The organism is Janthinobacterium sp. JF4, assembly GCF_059617925.1.
This window is the reverse complement of sequence record NZ_JCAQAV010000016.1, coordinates 72,083-90,657: the sequence shown is the minus strand read 5'-3', so window position 1 is coordinate 90,657 and position 18,575 is coordinate 72,083. Positions and strand designations below refer to the sequence as shown.

At 63.3% G+C, this 18,575-nt stretch carries 20 protein-coding genes; 13 read left to right on the top strand and 7 right to left on the bottom strand.

Going from position 1 to position 18,575, the window contains the following annotated elements; genetic code table 11:
- Positions 1 to 19: 19 nt before the first annotated feature.
- Both AC54AF_RS14460 and AC54AF_RS14455 read left to right on the top strand, forming a co-directional pair.
- Complete coding sequence (locus AC54AF_RS14460; protein WP_131685939.1) at positions 20 to 895, top strand: flagellin N-terminal helical domain-containing protein; 876 nt, start codon at positions 20 to 22, stop codon at positions 893 to 895.
- A 57-nt stretch (positions 896 to 952) separates the two neighbouring features.
- Positions 953 to 2,047 carry a hypothetical protein gene (locus AC54AF_RS14455; protein ID WP_496637078.1) on the top strand — a complete coding sequence of 365 codons (1,095 nt, stop codon included), beginning with the start codon at positions 953 to 955 and terminating at the stop codon, positions 2,045 to 2,047.
- Positions 2,048 to 2,100: 53 nt separating this feature from the next.
- On the opposite strand, the gene AC54AF_RS14450 is transcribed toward AC54AF_RS14455, so the two are convergent.
- From AC54AF_RS14450 to AC54AF_RS14420, 7 genes are all read right to left on the bottom strand, one after another.
- Positions 2,101 to 4,188 carry a flagellar biosynthesis protein FlhA gene (locus AC54AF_RS14450; RefSeq protein WP_496637077.1) on the bottom strand — a complete coding sequence of 696 codons (2,088 nt, stop codon included), beginning with the start codon at positions 4,186 to 4,188 and terminating at the stop codon, positions 2,101 to 2,103.
- Positions 4,185 to 5,324: a flagellar type III secretion system protein FlhB gene (gene flhB / locus AC54AF_RS14445; protein ID WP_496637076.1), complete on the bottom strand. Its 1,140-nt coding sequence runs from the start codon at positions 5,322 to 5,324 to the stop codon at positions 4,185 to 4,187. Before flhB ends, AC54AF_RS14450 begins: the two co-directional genes overlap by 4 nt.
- A gap of 137 nt (positions 5,325 to 5,461) precedes the next feature.
- Complete coding sequence (locus tag AC54AF_RS14440; protein WP_496637075.1) at positions 5,462 to 6,259, bottom strand: flagellar biosynthetic protein FliR; 798 nt, start codon at positions 6,257 to 6,259, stop codon at positions 5,462 to 5,464.
- Between the two features lie 11 nt (positions 6,260 to 6,270).
- Entirely contained in the window at positions 6,271 to 6,543 is a 273-nt protein-coding gene (locus AC54AF_RS14435; RefSeq protein WP_034757874.1) for a flagellar biosynthetic protein FliQ, read from the bottom strand.
- Positions 6,544 to 6,546: 3 nt separating this feature from the next.
- Positions 6,547 to 7,317, bottom strand: coding sequence for a flagellar type III secretion system pore protein FliP (gene fliP / locus AC54AF_RS14430; RefSeq protein ID WP_131685935.1), 771 nt, complete (start codon positions 7,315 to 7,317; stop codon positions 6,547 to 6,549).
- The gene (locus AC54AF_RS14425) at positions 7,314 to 7,679 is read right to left on the bottom strand and encodes a FliM/FliN family flagellar motor switch protein (RefSeq protein WP_496637074.1); all 366 of its coding nucleotides are present in this window, start codon (positions 7,677 to 7,679) and stop codon (positions 7,314 to 7,316) included. The genes fliP and AC54AF_RS14425 overlap by 4 nt, the downstream gene beginning before the upstream one ends.
- Before the next feature lies 1 nt (position 7,680).
- Positions 7,681 to 8,481 carry a FliM/FliN family flagellar motor switch protein gene (locus AC54AF_RS14420; protein ID WP_131686027.1) on the bottom strand — a complete coding sequence of 267 codons (801 nt, stop codon included), beginning with the start codon at positions 8,479 to 8,481 and terminating at the stop codon, positions 7,681 to 7,683.
- Between the two features lie 624 nt (positions 8,482 to 9,105).
- Between AC54AF_RS14420 and fliE the strand changes: the two genes are divergently transcribed.
- The 11 genes from fliE (at position 9,106) to AC54AF_RS14365 (ending at position 18,561) form a co-directional block, all read left to right on the top strand.
- Entirely contained in the window at positions 9,106 to 9,444 is a 339-nt protein-coding gene (gene fliE, locus AC54AF_RS14415; protein ID WP_496637073.1) for a flagellar hook-basal body complex protein FliE, read from the top strand.
- 60 nt (positions 9,445 to 9,504) lie between these two features.
- Positions 9,505 to 11,238, top strand: a complete 1,734-nt coding sequence (fliF, locus tag AC54AF_RS14410) for a flagellar basal-body MS-ring/collar protein FliF (protein WP_496637072.1) — start codon at positions 9,505 to 9,507, stop codon at positions 11,236 to 11,238.
- Positions 11,216 to 12,256 carry a FliG C-terminal domain-containing protein gene (locus tag AC54AF_RS14405; RefSeq protein ID WP_131685931.1) on the top strand — a complete coding sequence of 347 codons (1,041 nt, stop codon included), beginning with the start codon at positions 11,216 to 11,218 and terminating at the stop codon, positions 12,254 to 12,256. Before fliF ends, AC54AF_RS14405 begins: the two co-directional genes overlap by 23 nt.
- Entirely contained in the window at positions 12,253 to 12,942 is a 690-nt protein-coding gene (fliH, locus tag AC54AF_RS14400; RefSeq protein ID WP_131685930.1) for a flagellar assembly protein FliH, read from the top strand. Before AC54AF_RS14405 ends, fliH begins: the two co-directional genes overlap by 4 nt.
- Positions 12,939 to 14,249, top strand: a complete 1,311-nt coding sequence (gene fliI, locus AC54AF_RS14395; RefSeq protein ID WP_496637071.1) for a flagellar protein export ATPase FliI — start codon at positions 12,939 to 12,941, stop codon at positions 14,247 to 14,249. Before fliH ends, fliI begins: the two co-directional genes overlap by 4 nt.
- 8 nt (positions 14,250 to 14,257) lie before the next feature.
- A complete protein-coding gene (locus AC54AF_RS14390; RefSeq protein ID WP_496637070.1) occupies positions 14,258 to 14,695 on the top strand; it encodes a flagellar export protein FliJ in 438 nt (145 codons plus the stop codon).
- Between the two features lie 89 nt (positions 14,696 to 14,784).
- Positions 14,785 to 16,197 (top strand): flagellar filament capping protein FliD, encoded by a 1,413-nt coding sequence (gene fliD / locus AC54AF_RS14385; RefSeq protein ID WP_496637069.1) that lies wholly within the window; start codon positions 14,785 to 14,787, stop codon positions 16,195 to 16,197.
- Between the two features lie 49 nt (positions 16,198 to 16,246).
- Positions 16,247 to 16,636 carry a flagellar export chaperone FliS gene (gene fliS, locus AC54AF_RS14380; RefSeq protein WP_034757830.1) on the top strand — a complete coding sequence of 130 codons (390 nt, stop codon included), beginning with the start codon at positions 16,247 to 16,249 and terminating at the stop codon, positions 16,634 to 16,636.
- A gap of 67 nt (positions 16,637 to 16,703) precedes the next feature.
- On the top strand, positions 16,704 to 16,946 hold the full coding sequence (locus AC54AF_RS14375) for a hypothetical protein (protein ID WP_496637068.1): 243 nt from the start codon (positions 16,704 to 16,706) through the stop codon (positions 16,944 to 16,946).
- Complete coding sequence (locus tag AC54AF_RS14370; RefSeq protein ID WP_496637067.1) at positions 16,943 to 18,085, top strand: flagellar hook-length control protein FliK; 1,143 nt, start codon at positions 16,943 to 16,945, stop codon at positions 18,083 to 18,085. The genes AC54AF_RS14375 and AC54AF_RS14370 overlap by 4 nt, the downstream gene beginning before the upstream one ends.
- Positions 18,085 to 18,561 (top strand): flagellar basal body-associated FliL family protein, encoded by a 477-nt coding sequence (locus AC54AF_RS14365; protein WP_496637066.1) that lies wholly within the window; start codon positions 18,085 to 18,087, stop codon positions 18,559 to 18,561. The genes AC54AF_RS14370 and AC54AF_RS14365 overlap by 1 nt, the downstream gene beginning before the upstream one ends.
- The last annotated feature ends 14 nt before the right edge of the window (positions 18,562 to 18,575 follow it).

Here is an 18,575-nt window from a genome sequence, read left to right as displayed (position 1 = left end):
CGTCCACTGGAGCCGCCGCGTGCTGAGCATTCATACCAATACTGCCGCACTGTCAGCCCAGCGGGCCATGGGCTGGGCCCAGCAAATGCTGTCGACGTCGATGACGCGCCTGAGCACCGGTTTTCGCATCAACTCGGCCATGGACGACGCGGCCGGCTTGCAGATCGCCACCCGTCTGAGCGCCCAGACCAGCGGCATGGCAGTGGCCATGCGCAACACGCAAAACAGTACTTCCCTGCTGCAAACGGCTGAAGGCGCATTTGGCGAGGTCACCAGCATGCTGGTGCGCATGAAGGACCTGGCTACCCAGGCAGCCGACGCCTCGTCGAACCAGAAAGACCGCGACGCCATGCAGGGCGAATACGATGCGCTGGGCGCCGAGCTGTACAACGTGATGACGAACACGCGCTATGGCGGCACTTTATTGCTGGGCAACGGTAGCGCCGGCAAGGGCACCCTGTCGCAAGCCATGACGTTCCAGATCGGCGCCACCGGCAGCGAGACCATGCAATTCAACGTGGCCGGCGACATGGCGGGCCTGGATGCGGCACTGCAGGCGATCTCCGTCAATTTCGCGCCAGGCGCCACACCCGGCAGCGAATTTACCAGCAACAGCAGCGCCAACGGCATGATCGACATGCTGGCGGCGGCCGTCGACAAGGTCGGCAGCGTGCGCTCGGCGCTGGGCGCCACCGCGAACCGGCTCGGACACATCTACAATAACCTGTCCAACATGGTCACCAACACCAGGGCCGCCATCGGCCGCATCATGGATGTCGACTACGCGGCCGAAAGCGCCAACATGACGTCGGCGCAAATGCTGCTGCAAGCGAGCACGGCCATGCTCAAGCAAAGCCAGAGCATGAGCAAGCTGATTCTTTCTTTACTACAATAATTACCGGCAGAGCGCGATGGCGGATCGGATGAATATGTATCAGCAGGAAGCAATGGCATGGCGATAGACCGCATTTCATCGGGCAACCCGGTGCCCCTGATAACCCAGCGCTTCGACGTCAGCCCCGCCACGCCGATGGTGCCCGGCGTGGTCCAGCCGCTGGTCCCCATCGGCCCCTACATGGCGCCCGCGCCGGACGCCGGCACCCTGCCCGCCCAGCTGCAGCGCCAGGACAGCCTGGCATCCCTCATCAAGCCGAATGCCGAGGGTACGGGTGGCGCCATGCCGCGCGACAGCAGTGCCATGCAGGTCAATCAGCTGTTCTTCACGCGCCAGCTGGTCTGGCAGCCGCCCGATGCGGCGCAGCTGGCCGCCTCGTGGCGCGTGATGGTCAAGACGTATGGCGAGCACTATGCGGCCCTGCAGGAGCAGGCGCGCGGCCAGCACGTGCCGGGCAACCTGTTCATGGCCGAGCAGCAGCCGGCCCTGCTGCGCGAAGGCGCCCGTCCCCCTTTGAGCGTCGACAGCGAAGCGTGGCGCTTCGCCGTGTATGGCTGGGGCGGCCAGCGCCTGCTGCTGCGCGTGCTGGCCAGCGACGAGGACGAGATTGCGACGCCCAGACGGCGCGGCAAGGTGGCGCTGCGCGTCGAACTGATCATCATCGGCATCGGCCGGGTGGTGATCCAGATGGAGCCAGCGGGCGATGGCGTGCTGCTGGAACTGGCTGCCGACGAGGAAGCCGCGCTGCGCCATTTGCGCCTGGCCCTGCCCGAGATCGCTGACGCCGTGCGGCGCGCCGGCCTGCGCGTGCTGCGCTGCCGCCTGAACCGCCAGCTGCATGCGCAGCGCGTGCATGGCAATTACCCGATGCAGGCGGGCGCCGCCTCGCTGTCACTGGCCCTGTTCCGCGCCATGGCCGAAGTGGCGCTGCTGCTGACGCAGCCGGAAGCGGAAGTGGCGGCCGATCCCGATGCGCCAGCGGCACCCGCGGCCGCAGCCGACGAGGAGACCATCATCGCCTCGAAGGAAGTGGCGGCGCCGCTCGGTTACGACTATGGCGATGAAGAAGAAACGGCGCAAGGCAGCACCGTGCTGCTGCTGGCCGACGGCCGGCAGCACGACCTGCTGCCACCCATCGACGAACAGGATTGACGCAGCATAAAAAAACGGCGCCCGCAGCGCCGTTTTTCTTTTTACCCCACCGCTTACCCCACCGTGCCGATGATGCTCACTTCGCGGTTTTCCGGAATTTCGTTGTACGACAGCACGTGCAGGCCCGGCGCAAACAGGCGCGCGTAGCGGGCCAGCAGCGGACGGATCTGCGGCAGCACCAGCAGCAGCGGCGGCGTAGCCTGCTGCTTCATCTGCTCGCGCGCCACCGGCATGTTCACTTGCAGCTGCGACAGCAGATGCGGGTCGATCGGATAGTTATCCAGGGTCACCTTGCCCGACTGGCGTGCCTGATTCAGGGAGCCGAGCAGCATGTTTTCCAGCTCGCCGCCCAGGTTGAACGCCTGCATTTCCATCTTCTGGCCAAACAGGCCGCTGACGATCTGGCGCCGCAGCGCGCAGCGCACTTCGGCCGCCAGCAGGATCGGGTCCTTGGTCGTTTCCGAACTGTCGAGCAAGGTGGTGGCGATGGGCACGATATCCTTCAACGACACATTTTCCGCCAGCAAGACGCGGAACACGCGCAGCAGCTGCGTGTGCGTCAGCGCCTTGTCCAGCGCACCGGCCAGCTTGGGCGAGAGGGCCGTCAGGCGTTCCATCATGTTCGAGACGTCTTCGTGGCGGAACAGTTCCGGCAAGTATTCGCGCACCATCTTCGACAAGTGCGTGGCGATCACGCTGGGCGCCTCGATGACCTGGTAGCCAAGGCCAAGCGCATGCGCCTTTTCACTCGGCTCGATCCACGTGACGGGCATGCCGTAGGCCGGCTCGATGCCGGGAATGCCGTCCAGCTGGCCATATACGTTCGGCGACGGAATCGCCATCAGGCGGTCGGCCTGCACTTCCGCCTGCGCCACCACGGTGCCCGACAGCACGATGGCGTACTGCGACGGCTTCAGGGCCAGGTCGTCGCGCACGCCGATATTCGGCAGCAGCAAGCCCATCGCCTCGGACAGGCTCTGGCGCACGCCCTTGACGCGCTTGTTCAGCGGCTCGCCTTGCGTCTTGTCGACCATGCCGACCAATTTATAGCCGAGCATCACCATCAATGGCTGCACGGCTGGCAGTTGCTGCCACTCCAGCTCGGCCGGACGCTCCTCGCGCAAGGCCGCTTCGATGGCTGCCATGCCGGCCGCGTCGGGCCCCTTCACGCGCTTGGTCAGGCGCCAGGCAACGAAGGCCAGCACGCCGGCAAAGGTCATGAACATGAACCATGGCATGCCCGGGATCAGGGCCAGCGCCACCATCATGCCGGCCGCGCTGTAGATCACCGTTGGCGACGTCAGCACCTGGCCTGCCACTTGCTGTTCGAAATCGCCCGAATCGCTGATGCGGGTCACCAGGATGGCGGCCGCGGCCGACAGCAGCAGCGCGGGAATCTGCGCCACCAGGCCATCACCGATGGTCAGCAGCGCGTATTGACGGAAAGCATCGCCGAACGACAGGTCGTGCATCAGCGAACCGATGGCCACCCCGCCGACCATATTGATGATCAAAATCAGGATACTGGCGACGGCATCGCCGCGCACGAACTTCGACGCGCCGTCCATGGCGCCGTAGAAATCCGCTTCGGCAGCCACGTCCTTGCGGCGGATCTGGGCTTTTTCCTGATTGATCAGGCCTGCGTTCAGGTCGGCGTCGATGGCCATCTGCTTGCCCGGCAAGGCATCGAGGGTAAAGCGCGCGGACACTTCGGAAATACGCTCGGCACCCTTGGTGACGACGGCGAAGTTGATGATCATCAAGATCACGAAGACGACGATACCGACGACGAAGTTGCCGCCGATCACCACGTTACCAAACGCCTCGATCACCTTACCGGCCGCATCCGCGCCCGTGTGGCCGTGCAGCAGCACCACGCGCGTCGACGCCACGTTGAGGGTCAGCCTGAGCATGGTGGTGGCCAGGATCACCGTCGGGAAGACGGAGAAATCGAGGGGCCGCTTGGCCGACACGCTGACGAGGATGACGATCAGTGCCAGCACGATATTGAAAGTGAACAAGATATCGAGCAGCACCGGCGGCAGCGGCAAGATGATCATTGCCAGGATCACCAGCAGGAACAGCGGCGTGGCGAACTTGTGGCGGCGCATTTCAGCAACCACGCGGTTCAGGAAATTCATGGCGGTACGACCTCGCTCAGATGAGATGGCACGGCCATCTCGGTGGGTAATACGGGCTGGGCAGCACGCTGCCCGGACCGGAATGCTTTCAATTGCAGGATGTAGTTCAGCACCTGCGACACGGCCTGGTACAGCTGCACGGGAATCTGCTGCTGCACCTGGCTGGTGTTATAGATGGCGCGCGCCAGCGGCGGCAACTCCAGCGTTTCGATATGGTGTTCCTTCGCCACTTGCCGGATATACAGCGCCATCTCGTCGACGCCCTTGGCCACGACGAACGGCGCTTCGGCGCGGTCCTGGTCATACTTCAATGCAACGGCGTAATGCTCGGGATTGACGATCACCACGTCGGCGTCGGGCACGGTCTTGCGCACGCTGCGCCGGCCGATCTGCTGCTGCAGCTGGCGGATGCGCTGGCGCACTTCGGGGCGGCCTTCGCTGCTCTTGTGCTCTTCCTTGACATCCTGCTTGCTCATGCGCTGGTTGCGGGCAAAGAAAAATGCCTGCGCCGGCACGTCGATGATGGCAAACAGGACGAAGACGGAAATGAGCGCCATCAGGCCATCGAGCATCAGCGCCGAGCCATCGAGCATGGCCTGCTGCAAAGGCCTGTGCTGCAAGTCCACGTACTGCCTCAGGCTGGAACGGCTGACATGCACCAGCACCATGCCCAGCACGACGGCCTTGGCGATGGACAAGCCGAACTCAAAAGCATGCTTGGGCGCAATCAAACGACCGAGGTTCTTGGCCGGGCTCAGGCGCTCCATCTTCGGCATCCAGTTCTTCGTGCTGATGACCCAGCCGCCAGGGATCAATGAGCCGAGCACGACGAACAGGGGCACGCAAAACAGCGGCACGATCATCTTGATCAGCAAGCCCACCGACGTGGTAAACGCCATCGACATGGCATTTTCCAGCGCGCCCTTGCTGTCGAGCGGCATGAAGGCCATGGCGAACAGCTCGCGAAAGCTTTGCAGGTAGCCGGGCAGCAGGTAAATGAAGACCTTCATGCTGATCAGGATGCCCAGCGCCGTCGACAGGTCGCGCGAACGCACCACCTGTCCTTCCTGGCGCGACTTCTTCAGCTTCTGCGCTGAAGCCTTTTCTGTTTTGTCGCCAGTGCTGCTATCCGCCATGGGCCACACCTTTCCGCACGTGCCCTACAAGCGTAGCGAGCAAGTTCAATGCCGGGTTGAGTAGCGCAGCTGTACGGAGGTACAGCGAGCAACGGATGCCCGGAAGTGGACTGCGCAGTAGCTTGTTGGCACGTGCGCTATCCATGGGCCACCCGCATCTGTTCGGCGATCATGTCGAGCACGCGGTTCGTCATGGCGATATAGTGCTCCGGGATAAAGCGCACGATCTGTATCAGCATCAGCAGGCCGAACATGGTGATCATGGAAAAACCCAGCGAAAACAGGTTCAGCGACGGCGCCACCCGGTTCAGGAAGCCAAAGCCCAGTTGCACCACCATGGTGGAAAAGACGATGGGCAAGGCCAGCAGCATGGCGGCGGCGAAGATCCACGCCACGTTATACGCCACCGTCTGCAACAGCAGCGGCCCGTAGCCCTGCCCCACGGGCCAGGCCGTGAAACTGGCGCCGATCACGCCCGTCAGCACCAGATGGCCGTCGATGGCGAAAAACACGATCATGCACATGATGGTGAGCAGCCCCGTGATCACGTCCGACGAAGTGCCATTGAGCGGATCGTTCATGACGGCCATGGAAAAGCCCACCTGGCTCGACACGAGGTAGCCGAGCACCGACATGACGGACATGGCGAAGTGGAAGGCCAGGCCCAGGACGAAGCCGATGATGGCCTGCTCCAGGGTGGCGACGACGGCATGCAGCGAAAACGGATCGATCTTCAGCAAGTCCTGCGACACGCCCGACGCCTGCATCACGGGCAGCATCAGGATCGCCAGCACCAGCGACAGCAGCACCCGCACGGGAACGGGCACCATGGCGTCGCCGATCACGGGCGAGGCGCTGAGCATGGCCAGGATGCGGCAGAACGGCCACCATACGGCCAGCAGAAACGGCAGCACCTGATTGAAAATCTGATCCATGGCGCGCGGCGCTATCCGACCAGGGTGGCGGCGCGCTGAAAAATGGACACGCAATAATCCATCAGGTAACCCGCCATCCAGCGTCCGGCCAGGATCAGGGCCAGCAGGGTGACCAGCAGGCGCGGCAGGAAACTCATGGTCTGTTCATTGATCGAGGTGGCCGCCTGCACCAGCGCGACCAGCAGGCCCATGAGCAACCCGGGCACGACCAGGATCACCACCAGCAGCATGACGACATGCAACGCTTCGATGATCAGGTCGACGGCGACTTCAGGGGTAAACATCGGTCAATAGCCTTGTATGCTGGTAACTAAGGTGTTGACGGTCAGGGTCCAGCCATCGACCAGCACGAACAGCAGCAGCTTGAACGGCAGCGAGATGACGAGGGGCGAGAGCATCATCATGCCCATGGCCATCAGCACGGACGCCACCACCAGATCGATGATGAGGAACGGGATGAACAGCATGCAGCCGATCTGGAACGCCGTCTTGAGTTCGGACAACACAAAAGCGGCCAGCTTGACCGTGAAACTGTGGTCTTGCGGGCGCATGCTCGACGGCTCGCCGGCCAGGTGCGCGATCTGCGCCAGCGCGGCCTTGCTCGTCTGCGCCAGCATGAAGCGCGAAATCGGCACTTCGGCGATCTTCAGGGCTTCCTGCATGCCGATCTGGTCGCGGTCGTACGGCACGAACGCTTCCTTCCACACCTGGTCGCCGATGGGGCGCATGACCAGCAAGGTGAGGATCAGCGCGATGCCGGTGACGATGCGGTTGGGCAAACCCTGCTGCAGGCCCAGGGCCTGGCGCAGCAGCGACAGCACGATGACGAAGCGGGTAAAGCTGGTCATCATCATGACCATCACGGGCAGCAGCCCGAGCAGGGTCATGACGACCAGGATCTGCATCTTCACCGACAGATCGGTCTTCGCGCCCGGCACGATGCCGGACAATAAATCCTGCGCGCCGGCGGTGGCGCAGCACAGCATCAGGACGGGAACAGCCAGCGCGGCAGCCAGCGCGCCGCGGCGCCGGCTCAAACCGGGTACCGCCAGCTTCATGCTGTCATCAGGTCGAGATTGAGGCCGTCGAGGTCGATGACTTTCAGGCCATAGTTCTCGCCGGCCACCACCACTTCGGCGCGGCCGATCGGCGTGCCGTTGACCTTGATCACCAGCGGTTCGCCGGCCAGCATGTCGAGTTCGATCACGCTTTCCGGGCCGATGGCCATCAACTCTTCCAGCGAAATGCGGGCCGAGCCCACTTCCAGGGTCAAGGTGACGGGAATCTTGCGCATCATCTGCGGAATGTCGCGCCGCGCGCGGGTGCTGGCCACGTCGGCCACGTCGCCCTGGTCGATGATCATCTCATCGCCCAGGTCTTCCAGCAGGGTTTCGCTCTGGTTGGTATCGGTGATATTCATATTATTCGACATCTTCAAATGAGGTTAAACAGAGCTTGCCCTTGTGTTCGGAAACAGCAGCTGTAAATAAACGGGAGTCGTCGAGCATGACGTCTGTACGGCTCAGGCTGACGGGAATCACGTCGCCCACGCGCAGGTCGAACAAGGCACCCAGCTGCATCTGCTTGCTGACGAGCCGGCCTTCCAGGGTCACTTGCAGGCGCGAAGCGAGCGGGCGCACGCTGCCGCGCAAGGCTTTCTTCGCTTGCGCGCGCTCGGGCAGCAAGCCGCGCAGCACGTCGGCCATCAGGCGCTTGTCCAGCGAGAACCAGAACTGGCCGCTCTGCCCCGCCTCGACGTCGCTGAGCGCCACAGTGACGATCCAGCTGCCGCGCGCCGGATGCACGCCCGACTGTACGGCGACCTCGGCACTGGTGTCGATGTCGCTGCTCTTGCCCAGGGTTTGCAGGTTCTTGTGGACGCGGGCGAACAAACCGTTCACCAACTGTTGTCCCAGCACCACAGCGAGGCGCTCCTCGGTGGCCGTCACGCGCACCTGCGCCGGATCGGGCAGCGCGCCCTTGGCCCCGGCACTCCCATAGCGATAGTTCAGCACGCTCAACAGGATCTGCCGTTCGAGGGCAAAGCCCGTCTGGCTGGCCGCCGTGGAAAAACTCAGCCAGCGATTCACGCTGTCTTCGTTGTCCACGCGCGACAAGCTCACGCCATCGATCTGGAAATTGCCCCAGTAGCGACGGCTCATCGGCTGGCGCAGGGCCACGGCAAGGTCGTCGCGCAGCTGTGCGCCGAATACATGCAGCAAATGGACAGGACGTCCAAGCAGACAGGAATCGAGGACTTGATGGCGCACAGTTTGATCTGTCTTAGTGGTTATCATGTGGGTCATGTCGTATTGCGGTGGCAGAACAAATTATACGGATCACCCGAAATTAAATACAGCATCATCTTGACCTTGCCTACCGGTCCGCAAGCAAACGATTGCGCATCGTATCGCATGCTAGATGACTACGGTGCTGAACAATACATGAAAACTCCGAATATTGCCATGCATCAATATTCCTTGAGGCAATCCTCTCTTTACTTTATAGTTGCCCCGAGGTAAGCTTATAGCGATGAAATAGTGATTTGCAGTGCGCCATTCCGCTTACCTGATTCCGGTTTTTATGGCAGTTTCCAGTTCCGTTTATTGCCACCAGAAGAAACATTTATCAGATAATTATTAGTTGTCATGGCCATGTAAATCATATCGGCGCGAGTCTGCCGGGTTTGTTTGAGTCTGCTCAAGCGGGTGGTGTGGCAACTGATAAAACTGATGGGCCTTGTAAATCGGGCCGGGCAAGATGGCATTCGATGGAATGCCTGCCGGAATGGCAACACCAGTAATTTCTGATTGATACGTCACCGCATATTGAAAGTAGAGGGCAAGATGAGCAACGAACTCGCAGGTCTGATCAAGGCCGATCTGGCAGCACTGAGCAATGACGCGCGCGCCCTGGGCGCCAGCATCGCACCTGCCGCCCAGTTCGGCGCGCCGGAACAATCCGGCTTCTCCTTTGCGCAAAGCATGCAAGACGCCATCAGCAAGGTCAACGGCGACGACCGCTTGGCGGCGCAAAAAATGAGCGACGTCGACAGCGGCAAGAGCGACGACATGGTCGGCGCCATGCTGTCCAGCCAGGAAGCGAGCCTGTCCTTCTCCATGTTGATGCAAGTACGCAACAAGGTCATGGGCGCCGTCGACGAACTCATCAAACTGCCTCTGTAATCTTCACGTCCTGATCCACGCCCAGCCTCCCAGCGAAAGTTACCCCAAGTGATTACCCCCATGAAGTCCGCATTTGCGCGCTGGCGCCTTGGCGCCCAGCCCGCCATTCCGCCCGCCCTGCTGAAAAACCTGGTTCCCATCGTCGTGCTGGCCATCGGCATCACCGCCATGGTGACCCTGTATGCCTGGCGTGACCAGGCCAACTACAAGCCGGTGTTTGGCGCGCGCGAAAAAGTGGCCGTGACGGACATGATGGCAACCCTGGACGCCGAGCACATCCCCTACCGTTTGCATCCGGACAGCGGCCAGGTATTGGTGCCCGACGCCATGCTGGGCAAGGTGCGCATGCTGCTCGCCTCGAAAGGCGTGACGGCGCAGCTGCCGGCCGGCCTGGAGCTGATGGACAAGAATGACCCACTGGGCGTGTCCCAATTCGTGCAGGACGTGCGCTTCCGCCGCGGCCTGGAAGGCGAGCTGGCGCAAAGCATCATGACGATGGACGCGATCGCTTCGGCGCGCGTCCATTTGTCGATTGCCAAGTCGACGTCATTTGTCGCCAGCGACGGCGACAAATCCTCCGCTTCCGTGGTGGTGGCGCTGAAACCGGGCCGCACCCTGGCGCAGGAACAGATCGCCGCCGTCATCAACATGGTGGCCGGCAGCGTCGCCAGCCTGGCGCCCACGCGCGTGAGCCTGGTCGACCAGAGCGGCAATCTGCTGTCCTCGCACATCGACCTGACGGACGGCTTCGACGCCTCGGCCGCCGGCAATGAAGGCGCGAAACGCTTCCAGGATGAAATCCGCCGCAACGTCACGGGCTTGCTGGGCCCCGTCATCGGCGAAGACAACTTCAAGCTCAGCGTGACGGCCGCCGTGAACAACGACCGCGTGGATGAAACGCTGGAGAAATATGGCGAAGCCCCGAAAGTGACGAGCGAAGCGATGCGCGAAGAGCAGGAACGCAACCGCACCGTGGCCGGCATTCCCGGCAGCCTGTCGAACCGTCCGCCAGCGGCAGCCGTGCCGGCACCGGCCGACGCCGGCGGCGCCGCAGCGGCCGATGGCGCGCCGAAGCCATCCGACGACGGCACGGCCCGCAAGAACGCCACCACGCGCCAGTACGCCTACGACCGCAGCATCACGCAGATCAAGCGCAGCCGTGGCCGCCTGGAAAAACTCAGCGTCGCCGTGGTCCTCAACAGCGCCGCCGCACCGAATCCGAAAACCGGCTGGACCCCTGCAGAACTGGGCAATATTGAAAAAATGCTCAACAGCGGCCTGGGCATCAACGCCCAGCGCGGCGACAGCCTGAGCCTGACGGCGCTGACCTTCCCGGCCAAGCCACCCGTGGCGCAGTGGTGGGAAGAACGCGACACCGTCGTCGATTTCAGCAGCTGGCTGCTGTACGCGCTGGGCGCCATCCTCGGCTACTTCCTGATCCTGCGTCCGCTGCTGCGCCTGCTGACCACGCGCCTGGCGCCGCCACCACTGAAACAGCTCGATCCCGCCCTGGCACTGGGCGGCAGCAACGCCGCCGCCGGCGCGAATGGCGCGGCCGTTGCCGGCGCGCCGGCCCTGGGCGTGAATGGCAGCCCGCTGGCGCTCGAAGGCGAGACCAGCGCTGGCAACATGCCGGTCGTGCCGCTGCTGGAAAACTATGACTTGCCGCCACCTGGCTCGGCGGTCGACGTGATGGTCGACCACTTGAAAGTGCTGGCTGAAAAAGAACCCGAGCGTGTCGCCGAAGTCGTCAAACAATGGATGCAGAAAAATGGCCGAACTCAACAACAATAATCCCTCCGACGGCGCAGAGTACGAAAGCGTCAGCCTGAATCCCGTGGAACAGGCGGCCATCGTGCTGCTGAGCATCGGCGAGGAACAGGCCGCCAACGTGCTGCGCTGCCTGTCGCGCGAAGAATTGCTGGAAGTCACGCAAGTGATGTCGCGCATGAGCGGCATCAAGGTCGAATCCGTGAAAACGGCCATGCAGACCTTCTTCGACGACTACCGCCAGCAAAGTGGCGTGCACGGCGCCTCGCGCAGCTACCTGAAGCGCTCGCTGGACATGGCGCTGGGCAGCGATATCGCGAATAGCGTGCTGAACAATATCTATGGCGACGCCATCCGTCCGAAGATGGCGCGCCTGCAGTGGGCGTCGCCGAAATGGCTGGCCGAATACATCGTCAACGAGCACGTGCAGATGCAAGCCGTGTTCCTGGCCTTCCTGCCGCCCGCGCTGGCCGGCCAGATCCTCGACGCCCTGCCCGTCGAAGGCCGCGACCTGGTCTTGCTGAACCTGGCGCGCCTGGACGAGATCGACCGCGACCTGCTGGTCGAGCTCGACGAACTGGTGGGCCGCTGCCTGGGCACGCTGGACACGCAAAGCACCAGCGTGGAAGGCATCCGCCAGGCTGCCGAGATTCTCAACCGCATGCCGGGCAACCGCGCCGCGCTGGTCGAACTGCTGCGCGCGCACGACCCGGACGTGGTCTCGGAAATCGAACTGAGCATGTACGACTTCCTGATCCTGGCCACGCAGAGCGATGTCACGCTCACGCGCATCCTGGAAGACGTGCCGATGGAACAGTGGGCCATCGCCCTGAAGGGCGCGGAAGCGTCGATCCGCGACGCCGTGCTGAAAACCATGCCGCGCCGCCAGGCGCAAAGCTTCGAAGACATGATGCGCCGTTCCGGCCCCGTGCCGCTGTCGCGCATCGAACAGACGCGCCAGGAAATCATGGCCACCGTCAAGGGCCTCGCCGACGCGGGCGAGATCGAAGTGCAACTGTTTGCCGAAGCGGTGATCGAATGAAACACTTCCGCTCGTATCGTTTCCCGCCCCTGTCGCAATTCATCGCCGCCGGCCAGCGCGTCTCCAACGAGGATGCGGACGGCCAGTGGCAGGCGTCCGTCTCGGAAGGCTTCGAGCAGGGCCAGCGCGACGGCTACGAAGTGGGCCTGGTGCAAGGCCAGCAGGACGGCTACGATGCCGGGCGCAGCGATGGCATGGCGCAGGGCCGCGAAGAAGGCCGCAATGAAACCCTGGTGGCGCTGGACCGCCTGGCGCGCCCCGTCGACGCCATCCTGCGCGACCTGAAAAAAGTGCGCGCCGATTACCGCGAAGCCCAGCGCAAGGAAGTGGTCGACCTGGTCGCCAAGGTGGCGCGCCAGGTGATCCGCGCCGAACTGGCGCTGCAGCCGGTGCAACTGCTGGCCCTTGTCGACGAGACCCTGGCCTCGATGCCGCCCACGCGCGAGGAAATCGACGTCTTCCTCAATCCGGAAGAATTGAAACGCATCAGCGAACTCGATCCGAAGCGCGCCAAGCGCTGGAACCTGATCGCCGACGCGCGCCTCGACGCGGGCGAATGCCGCATCAAGGCGGGCGACAATGAAGTCGACGCGGGTTGCCATCAGCGCCTGTCGGCCTGCATGGAACAGGTCAGCAGCCACCTGGCGCTGGCCGCCGAACACGCGGATCAAGGCGCGCCTGCATGATCGCCGACACGCTGCGCAGCTTCGAGATCGGCGATATCCCGGTCGCGACACCCACCGGCCGCCTGGTCGGCGCGTCCGGCCTGCTGCTGGAAAGCGCCGGCTGCCGCCTGCACACGGGCCAGCGTTGTCAAATTGAAACTGTGAGCGGCGAGTGGCTCGATGCGCAAGTCGTCGGCTTCCGCGAAAAACTGTCATATTTAATGCCGTTCAAGAAGGCGACAGGACTGACCACGGGCGCGCGCGTGCTGCCCCTGCCCGACAAGGCCAGCCTGCAGATCGGCCCGTCGTGGCTGGGTCGCATGGTCAATGGCCTCGGTGAGCCGATCGATGACCTGGGCCGCCTCGGTGGCGAACACATCCTGGAAGTGACGCCACCGAAGATCAATCCCCTGAAGAAACAACCGGTCATCGAGCCGCTGGACGTGGGCGTGCGGGCGATTAACAGCATGCTGACCCTGGGCAAGGGCCAGCGCGTGGGCCTGATGGCCGGCTCCGGCGTGGGCAAGAGTGTGCTGCTGGGCCTGATCACGCGCCAGACGGTGGCCGATGTCGTCGTCGTCGGCCTGATCGGCGAACGGGGCCGCGAAGTGCGCGAATTCGTGGAAAAGTCGCTGGGCGCCGAAGGGCTGAAGAAAGCCGTGCTGGTGATCGCGCCAGCCGATGAGTCGCCCCTGATGCGCATCATGGCCACCGAACTGTGCCACTCGATCGCCGCGCATTACCGCGACCAGGGCAAGCATGTGCTGCTGCTGGTCGATTCGCTGACGCGCTATGCCATGGCCTTGCGCGAAGTGGCGCTGGCGCTGGGCGAGCCGCCGGCCACGCGCGGCTACCCGCCGTCCGTGTTTTCGAACTTGCCGCAACTGGTGGAGAGCGCCGGCAATGGCGCTCACCCGGAAGGCAGCATGAGCGCCATCTACACGGTGCTGGCCGAAGGCGACGACCAGCAAGACCCGGTGGTCGACACGGCGCGCGCAATTCTCGACGGCCACATCGTGCTCACGCGCGAACTGGCCGAGCGGGGCCACTACCCCGCCATCGACATCGCCGCCTCGATCAGCCGCTGCATGGCGCAGGTGATCACGCCCACCCACATGCAGGCGGCGCGCGCGCTGAAAGCGTCGATGGCGCGCCACGCGCGCGTGCGCGACCTGATCCCGCTGGGCGCCTACGTGCCCGGCGCCGACCCGATCACCGACCGCGCCGTGCAGCTGCACGCGCCCATCGAAGCCTTCCTGTGCCAGGGCACCAAGGAAGAGGCGCCGATGGGGCCGTGCATCGAACAACTTGAACAGATCATGGCCTAGGAGCATACGTGAGCGACACGCATACCATCCGCAACCTGACCACCCTGGTCGGCCTGCGCAGCACCGAAGTGGAACGCCTGCAAGGCGAAATGGCGGCGCAGACGGCCGTGCGCGAGCGCTACCAGAAAAACCTGGAACGCCTGACGGGCCTGTACACGGATAGCGGCCCCAGCGGCGCCCTGCCCCTGGCCCTGTCCGTCAACTGCGGCAACTTCAAGCAGGCCGTGATGCAGATGGCCGACCAGCACCGTACCGACTTGCACCTGCACGAAGCCAACATGGCCGTGTCGCAACGTGCGCTGAATACGGCCTGGGCCAAGCGCGAAGTGCTGGACCAGGTGCTGACGCAAAAACAAAAGCATGTTGCGAATGAGCAACAACGTGTAGATGCCAAGCGGCAAGACGAGCTGGCGACGCAATTCTGGTTCCGCGGGCAGGTAAAATGAGGTTTGTGTAAGTTTCTTTCAGGAAAACTTCACGAAACGGGAATGGGGGTCGCCTTGTACCGGTATATCCCTTTATTCAGGAGTCTGGCATGGCAAACGCAATTACCGCACCACGATACGATCCGCTCGTCACAGCAGAGCAGCTGGCTACCAAATCGGTGGCCGCGCAAAAGGCAGCCCTGGCGAATCAGACCACGCTTGCCAACAACACCACCAGTGCGCTGAGCAACCTGAAATCGGCCATCTCGGCATTCCAGCTGGCGATGACGAGCATGACGTCCAGCAAGTCCGTGCTGAGCCAGTCCGCCACCTTCAGCAATACCGCGTATGGCACGGCCACGGCCGGCATCAAGGCGGCGCCGGGCAGCTACGCGTTCTTTGTGGAACAACTGGCCACGGCCAGCCAGACTTCGTATGGCGGCTTGAGCAGCACCACGCCCGCCAACGGCGGCAACATGACCATCCGCATCGGCGACCCGCTGGCCGCTGTCACCGCCGACAACGCCTTCGACATCGACCTGGCTGCCGCCAACAAGGATGGCGACGCCTACTTGACGCCGCAGGAAATCGCCGCCGCCATCAATGGCAACAGCAAGAATAATGCGCGCGTCACGGCTTCCGTCATCAATATCGGCAACCAGGCGCAACTGGTTTTGACGTCGAATCTCACCGGCGTCGCCAATGCCGTTTCGATCGACACCAGCAGCGTGACGGATCCGACGCTGCAGACAGCGCTGCAGAGCGACATGAAAAACCTCGTGGCGCCCAAAGATGCCATCGTCTGGCTGGGCGCCCAGGGTTCTGGCACCAAGATCACCCAGGCATCGAATACGTTTACCAACGTGCCCGACGTGAAAATGACGTTCACCAAGGCCATGACGGCAGGCGAGAGCCCGATGACCGTGACCGTCGGCACCGACAGCGCTGGCACCATTGCCAATGTGCAAGCCTTCGTCGATGCCTACAACAAGCTGAAAAGCGTGATGGATGGCCTGGCCAGTCCCGGCAATCCCGAGAAGAATATCGCCGCCGGCATCTTTGCCCACGACTCGGGCCTGAACGCCCTGCGCACCAGCATGGGCGATGCCTTGCGCCTGAGCGTCGATGGCGTATCGCTGGTGGCGTATGGCATTACCGCCCAGCGCGACGGCACCATCAGCCTCAATACCGCCAAGCTGACGGCCAAGCTGGCGGACAATCCTGGTGGCCTGGACAAACTGTTCGGCAATAACAGCCTGTCGGCCCCTGCCGGCGTGCTCGGTGGCCTCGACAAGGTGCTGGGCCAGTGGAGCAATGTCACCAAAGGCCAGATCACCCAACGCATGGCAGCGACGGACAAGTTGCAGAAAAGCCTGGCCAAGAGCGCCGAGCGCCTGACCAACCAGTACAACACTGCTTACACCCGTTTCCTGGACCAATATTCCCGCCTGCAAGTATTGCAGGAGCAAATGACCCGGAATTCGGACATGTTCGATGCCATGTTTAGTAACGATAAATCCTAAGGCGACGTGCCTGCCGCGCCGCCACAGTTAACATAGCGAGAAGATAATAATGTTGAACAATGAAGCTTACGGCAGTTACCACGCCGTCAACCTGGATTCCCAGACCGCCCGCGCCACACCGGTCGAGCTGGTACTGGTGCTGACGGATGGCCTGCTGGAAGAACTGGCGCGCGCGCGCGGGCATATCGTGGGCAAACGCTACGAGCAAAAGGCCATCAGCCTGGACAAATGCACGCAGATCATCAACGGTCTGTCGAGTTCGCTCGATTTCGACAATGGCGGCGAAGTGGTGGTCAACCTGGCGCGCCTGTACGACTATTGCGTGGCGCGCCTGTACACGGCCGGCATCAAGCTCGACCCGACCCTGATCGATGAAGTGACCACCTTGATGACCACCATCAAGCGCGGCTGGGTGGGCGTCCAGGCCAACAATGCCTAGGCGCGCTGCGCTGCAGCAGCTGAGCCGGCAATTGAGTGCGGCGGTCGCGCAGGCGGACTGGGAGGCGATGGAAAAACTCTCGGCCAGTCTGGCGAAAAACATTCCGCTGCTGGCTGAGCGTGGCGCATGGAATACGCTGGAACAAACAGAATTGTTGCAATTGCGCAAAATTCACGCGCAAGCGGTTAAAATTTGCTCTGAGGAAAAAGAACGCCTGGGTCAACACCTGGGTGCATTACAGGCAAATAAGGAAGGTTGGGTCGCCTACGCCGCGCTCGGCGAATACGACTCTGAAGGGTATCAAGCATGATCATGAACTTCAACAAGGCGCCGGCCGCTCCGGCAGCGACGGCGAATGCGGCACCGGCGCCAGCCTCGGCGCCCGCGCCGGCACAAACGGCCACCTTGCCTGGCACGCCAGGCTATGGCAACAACGGTGCCGCGCCCTCCGCCCTGCCCCTGTTTGCGCAGGTGCTCGATGTGACAGGCGGGGAGCCGGCCGAAACCGGCACGCCCGCGCCCGCCAAGGATGGCGACAGCGACAGCCAGGCCGACAGCGCCCTGCCAGCCATGGCCCCCCCCGTCATCGGCTTGCCGCTGACGATGCTGCCGCCAACGGACGCGGCCGCAGCCGAGGCACGCGCCGCCGCCCAGGCGCAAGCACAGACACCAGCGCAGGCGAATCTGGCGCAAGCCAACCCGGCACTCAACATCAGCGTGCATCCGGCGGCGATCACCCTCACTGCACAGGGAACGGCGCAGCCGGCAGGCCGCGATACGCGCGAACCGCTGGCAGCGGCCATCCCGGCGGTGGCCGCCAAAGGCAGCGCGCCGGCACAGCCGTTCGAAGCGCTGCTGCCGCAAACCGCTGCCGCAACCACCGTCGCCGCCCCTGCCGCGCGCGAGGGCGAACGTGGCGCCGCGACGCCGGCCCCAGCCACGCCCAACCTGGGCTTGACGGGCGCCATCGGCAATACGGCGGCGGCCCCGTCCGGCGATACCATCAAGCTCAACGGCCCTGCCCAGCAATGGCAGGAACCGCTGCGCGAAGCGCTGGGCGAACGCCTGCAGACGCAGATCGGCCGCAACAGCGAACACGCAACGATCCGCCTCGACCCGCCCATGCTGGGCCGCATTGAAATTTCCATCCGCCACACGGCCGGCGCGCTGCAAGTGAACGTCACGGCGTCGAACTCGGAAGTGTTGCGCCAGTTGCAAGGCATCGGCGAAAACATGCGCAGCGACCTGGCGCAGCGCCAGTACACCGAGGTGGCCGTGAATATCAGCGCCACCCCGCGCAGCCCCGCCGCCCAGGCATTTGCCGAAGGCGATGCGCGCGGCCAGCGTCAACCGGGCCGCCAGCAGGACGATGCCGAACCTGGCCGCGCCCTGTCCGACGGCAGCACTGCCAGTACCACTTACGCCATGCACGAGCGAGAGAGCGCCTGATGAATACGAAAATGAAACTGATCGCCGGCTTTATCGCCGTGGCCGTGCTGGCCGCCGGCGCGGCTGGCGGCGCCATGTGGTACCTGGCCAAGCCGGTTGCCGGCCATGCCGATGCCGCCGAAGCGAAAGCGCCGCCACCGCCCGCCACGGGCAAGAAGGCACGCAAGTTCATCACCCTGGACAAGGTCATCGTGATGCTGCGCCGTGGCCCCGGCGACGGTGAAACGCATTACCTGTCGGCCGACCTGGTGATCGCCACCACCGAGGAAAAGGAAAAGCTGACCAAGGACCACTTGCCGCTGATGCGCTCGATCGCCGTCAGCACCCTGTCGAGCTTTCCGATGGACAAGGCGCAGACCATGACGGTGGAGCAATTTGCCGAACAGATCAACAAGTCCTTCAATGTCAGCTATGAGCGCGAACAGATGGAAAAACCGTTCACCGAAGTCATGGTCGGCAAGCTGATCATTGAATAAGCCAACACGCCAGC

Bases quoted from the DNA above. Each gene is read 5' to 3' on its own strand.
- AC54AF_RS14455 (WP_496637078.1), top strand. From the start codon at position 953: ATGGCGATAGACCGCATTTCATCGGGCAACCCGGTGCCCCTGATAACC.
- AC54AF_RS14450 (WP_496637077.1), bottom strand. From the start codon at position 4,188: ATGAATTTCCTGAACCGCGTGGTTGCTGAAATGCGCCGCCACAAGTTC.
- flhB (WP_496637076.1), bottom strand. From the start codon at position 5,324: ATGGCGGATAGCAGCACTGGCGACAAAACAGAAAAGGCTTCAGCGCAG.
- AC54AF_RS14440 (WP_496637075.1), bottom strand. From the start codon at position 6,259: ATGGATCAGATTTTCAATCAGGTGCTGCCGTTTCTGCTGGCCGTATGG.
- AC54AF_RS14435 (WP_034757874.1), bottom strand. From the start codon at position 6,543: ATGTTTACCCCTGAAGTCGCCGTCGACCTGATCATCGAAGCGTTGCAT.
- fliP (WP_131685935.1), bottom strand. From the start codon at position 7,317: ATGAAGCTGGCGGTACCCGGTTTGAGCCGGCGCCGCGGCGCGCTGGCT.
- AC54AF_RS14425 (WP_496637074.1), bottom strand. From the start codon at position 7,679: ATGAATATCACCGATACCAACCAGAGCGAAACCCTGCTGGAAGACCTG.
- fliE (WP_496637073.1), top strand. From the start codon at position 9,106: ATGAGCAACGAACTCGCAGGTCTGATCAAGGCCGATCTGGCAGCACTG.
- fliF (WP_496637072.1), top strand. From the start codon at position 9,505: ATGAAGTCCGCATTTGCGCGCTGGCGCCTTGGCGCCCAGCCCGCCATT.
- AC54AF_RS14405 (WP_131685931.1), top strand. From the start codon at position 11,216: ATGGCCGAACTCAACAACAATAATCCCTCCGACGGCGCAGAGTACGAA.
- fliH (WP_131685930.1), top strand. From the start codon at position 12,253: ATGAAACACTTCCGCTCGTATCGTTTCCCGCCCCTGTCGCAATTCATC.
- fliI (WP_496637071.1), top strand. From the start codon at position 12,939: ATGATCGCCGACACGCTGCGCAGCTTCGAGATCGGCGATATCCCGGTC.
- fliD (WP_496637069.1), top strand. From the start codon at position 14,785: ATGGCAAACGCAATTACCGCACCACGATACGATCCGCTCGTCACAGCA.
- fliS (WP_034757830.1), top strand. From the start codon at position 16,247: ATGTTGAACAATGAAGCTTACGGCAGTTACCACGCCGTCAACCTGGAT.
- AC54AF_RS14375 (WP_496637068.1), top strand. From the start codon at position 16,704: ATGGAAAAACTCTCGGCCAGTCTGGCGAAAAACATTCCGCTGCTGGCT.
- AC54AF_RS14370 (WP_496637067.1), top strand. From the start codon at position 16,943: ATGATCATGAACTTCAACAAGGCGCCGGCCGCTCCGGCAGCGACGGCG.
- AC54AF_RS14365 (WP_496637066.1), top strand. From the start codon at position 18,085: ATGAATACGAAAATGAAACTGATCGCCGGCTTTATCGCCGTGGCCGTG.